Origin of the sequence: Brevundimonas sp., assembly GCF_036677305.1 — a bacterium.
GTDB lineage: Bacteria > Pseudomonadota > Alphaproteobacteria > Caulobacterales > Caulobacteraceae > Brevundimonas.
In genome coordinates this window covers 1-2,828 of the sequence record NZ_JAKFEB010000106.1, presented here as the reverse complement: position 1 = coordinate 2,828, position 2,828 = coordinate 1, and the positions used below count along the sequence as shown (strand labels likewise).

Genomic DNA, 2,828 nt, shown 5'->3' with positions numbered 1-2,828 from the left:
GAGGGCGGCATCGCCCTGATCGCCATCATCTCCTATGTCGCCATCTCCCTGGCGGTCATGGCCCTGATCGTGGTGATGAGCATCATGGCCGGCTTCCGGTCCGAACTGCTCAGCCGGATGCTGTCCTTCAACGGCCATATGTACGTCCAGGGCCAGATCCTGAACGACCCGGACCGCGAGGCCGCGGTCCAACGCATCAGCAAGGTCCCCGGCGTCGTCAGCGTCTCGCCCGTCACCGAGAACCAGAGCCTCGTCCGCGCCGCCGGCCAGACGACGGGAGCCTTCGTGCGCGGCATCCGTCCCCAGGATCTGGACTCCATGTCCTACGTCTATGACAGCCTGACGCCCGAGGCGAAGCGCACCTTCGGCCAGGGCGCCTACGGCGGCGACGACATCATCATCGGCAAGGCGCTGGCCGAGGGCATGGGCCTGCGCGTCGGCGACCCCATCACCCTGTATTCCCCGACCGGAGCCGACAGCGCCTTCGGCAATCTCGGCGGGCTGGAGAAGGTCTACCGCATCGGCGGGGTCTTCACCTCGGGCACGGCCGACTTCGACCGCGCCTTCATCTTCATGCCGCTGGAGCAGGCCCAGCTCTTCTTCGGCAAGGAGGGCGTCTGGGACGTCATCGAGATGAAGGTGGCCAAGCCCGACCAGGTGGCTGACCTCTATCCGGCCGTGCGCGAAGCCGCCGGTTCGAACGCCCTCGTCAGCGACTGGCGCGACCGTCTGGCCGCCTTCTGGGGCGCGCTGAAGGTCGAGCGGGTGGCCATGAGCATCATCCTCGGCCTCGTCGTCGCCATCGCCGCCCTGAACATCATCTCGGGCATCGTCATGCTGGTGAAGAACAAGACCCGCGACGTCGCCATCCTGCGCACCGTCGGGGCCAGTCAGATGTCCATGCTGCGCGTCTTCTTCGTCGCCGGCGCGGCCATCGGCGTGGCGGGCACGGCCACCGGCCTGTTCCTCGGCCTGGTCTTCTGCCTGAACATCGGCGCGATCCAGCATTTCCTCGAGGCGCTGCTGGGCGTCCAGCTGTTCAACGCCGACGTCTACATGCTGGACGCCGTTCCGGCCCTGGTCGATCCGGTCGACGTCTTCTGGGTCGCCGTCTGGTCGCTGTTCATGAGCTGCGTCGCCAGCCTGCTGCCGTCGTGGCGGGCGGCGAAAATGGATCCGGTCGAGGCGCTTCGGTATGAGTAACCCCGTCCTGTCCGTCCGCGGCCTGAGCCGCACCTACGACACCGCCACCGGCGGCCTGACCGTGCTCAAGGGCGTCAACCTCGACGTCATGCCGGGCGAGGTCGTGGGCCTGATCGGTCCTTCGGGCTCGGGCAAGTCGTCCCTGCTGCACGCGGCCGGACTGCTGGAGCGCCCCACCTCGGGCGAGATCCGGATCGACGGCGAGGACGTCGGCGGCCTCGACGAGCGCGCGCGGACCCATATCCGCCTGGCCAAAATCGGCTTCGTCTACCAGTTCCACCACCTGCTCGCCGAGTTCGACGCGCGCGACAACGTGGCCCTGCCGCTGCGGATCGCCGGCGTTGGTCAGGCCCACGCCCGCGCCCGGGCCAGCGAGGTGCTGTCCGCCCTCGGCCTCGGCGAACGCCTGACCCACCAGCCGGCCCAGATGTCGGGCGGGGAGCAGCAGCGCGTCGCCGTCGCCCGCGCCCTGGCCAACCGTCCGCGCCTGCTGCTGGCCGACGAACCGACCGGCAACCTCGACCCCGCCACCAGCCAGACGGTGTTCGAGGCCCTGCACGACCTGGTCAAGAAGACCGGCGTCGCCGCCCTGATCGCCACCCACAACATGGAGCTGGCCGGCCATATGGACCGGGTCTTCGCCCTGAAGGACGGCCATCTGGAAGAGCGCCCGGCCGAGAGCCACGCCTACTAGGGGTAAACCCCGCTTGCCGCTCGGTCCGGTAGGAATAGACTGGCGGTCTCAATCACAGGGGAGGGCGGCATGACTCGCGCGCTGCTGGTTTGTGCGATTGTTACCGGTGTCATCGGGGTCGCCGCCTGCAACCCCGCCGAACCGGAGGCGCCGGCCCATCCGGACGCTCCGGTCACGACCGTCACTCCCACGGCCAGGGCTGACCTGCCCGGAGCCGTCCGCGCCGTCGTGCTGACCGCGCGCCCGGGCATGATCATCTCCGAAGCCGAGCTGAAGGAGCGCGAGGGCCGGCGCTACTATGACGTCGAGGGCCGGATGCCCGACGGTTCCGACATAGAGCTCGACCTGCTGGAAACGCCGTCAGGCTGGAAGGTGGTGGAGACCCAGCGCGACCTGCCCTGGAACAGGGTTCCGGACCGGGTCCGGGCCGCCACGGAGGCCGCCCGCGCCGGCTTCACCCCCGTCCGCGTGATCGAAAGCACCCAGGCCGACGACGGCTCGGTCATCTATGAGCTCTTCGCCGAGGGCCAGCCCGCGACCCCCGTGCTGGAGGTGCGTGTCCGCGACGGCCAGGCCGAGGTCCTCAAGGAAGCCTGGCCGCACTAGGGCGGCCCATCCCCGCGAAGGCGGGGACCCGGTGCTTTGGGTGTTGCGGCGGGTCCGGAGACTTGTCGTCAGCGGTCCTGATGCGCCGGCATCACGCTGGACAGAACTGGGTCCCCGCCTTCGCGGGGATGCACGGATATATGGGAGACCGCTATTTCTTCCCCGGCGGCGTCGTGAACGGCGAGCTCCCCACCGACACGGCCGGCTTGGGCTTCTCGGCCTTCGGTTTCCGGGTTTCCTTGTTGCTGCGCACCTGACCCTTGGCCATGACCGCTCTCCTGCGACGCCTGCCGCCGGAAGGGGCGGATGGTGGGTGGCGCGCGGG

General features: G+C 69.2%; 4 protein-coding genes. 3 read left to right on the top strand and 1 reads right to left on the bottom strand.

Annotated features, from left to right (window positions below):
- The 3 genes from V6M42_RS06395 to V6M42_RS06385 form a co-directional block, all read left to right on the top strand.
- A partial coding sequence (locus V6M42_RS06395; RefSeq protein WP_332677902.1) for a lipoprotein-releasing ABC transporter permease subunit occupies positions 1–1,203 on the top strand: 1,203 nt, incomplete at its 5' end.
- Positions 1,196–1,897, top strand: a complete 702-nt coding sequence (locus V6M42_RS06390) for an ABC transporter ATP-binding protein (protein ID WP_332677901.1) — start codon at positions 1,196–1,198, stop codon at positions 1,895–1,897. The genes V6M42_RS06395 and V6M42_RS06390, both read left to right, overlap by 8 nt.
- A 69-nt stretch (positions 1,898–1,966) precedes the next feature.
- Positions 1,967–2,503, top strand: coding sequence for a hypothetical protein (locus V6M42_RS06385; RefSeq protein WP_332677899.1), 537 nt, complete (start codon positions 1,967–1,969; stop codon positions 2,501–2,503).
- Positions 2,504–2,654: 151 nt separating this feature from the next.
- Here V6M42_RS06385 and V6M42_RS06380 read toward each other — a convergent pair whose 3' ends face one another.
- Positions 2,655–2,771 carry a hypothetical protein gene (locus V6M42_RS06380; RefSeq protein WP_235562834.1) on the bottom strand — a complete coding sequence of 39 codons (117 nt, stop codon included), beginning with the start codon at positions 2,769–2,771 and terminating at the stop codon, positions 2,655–2,657.
- Positions 2,772–2,828: the final 57 nt, after the last annotated feature.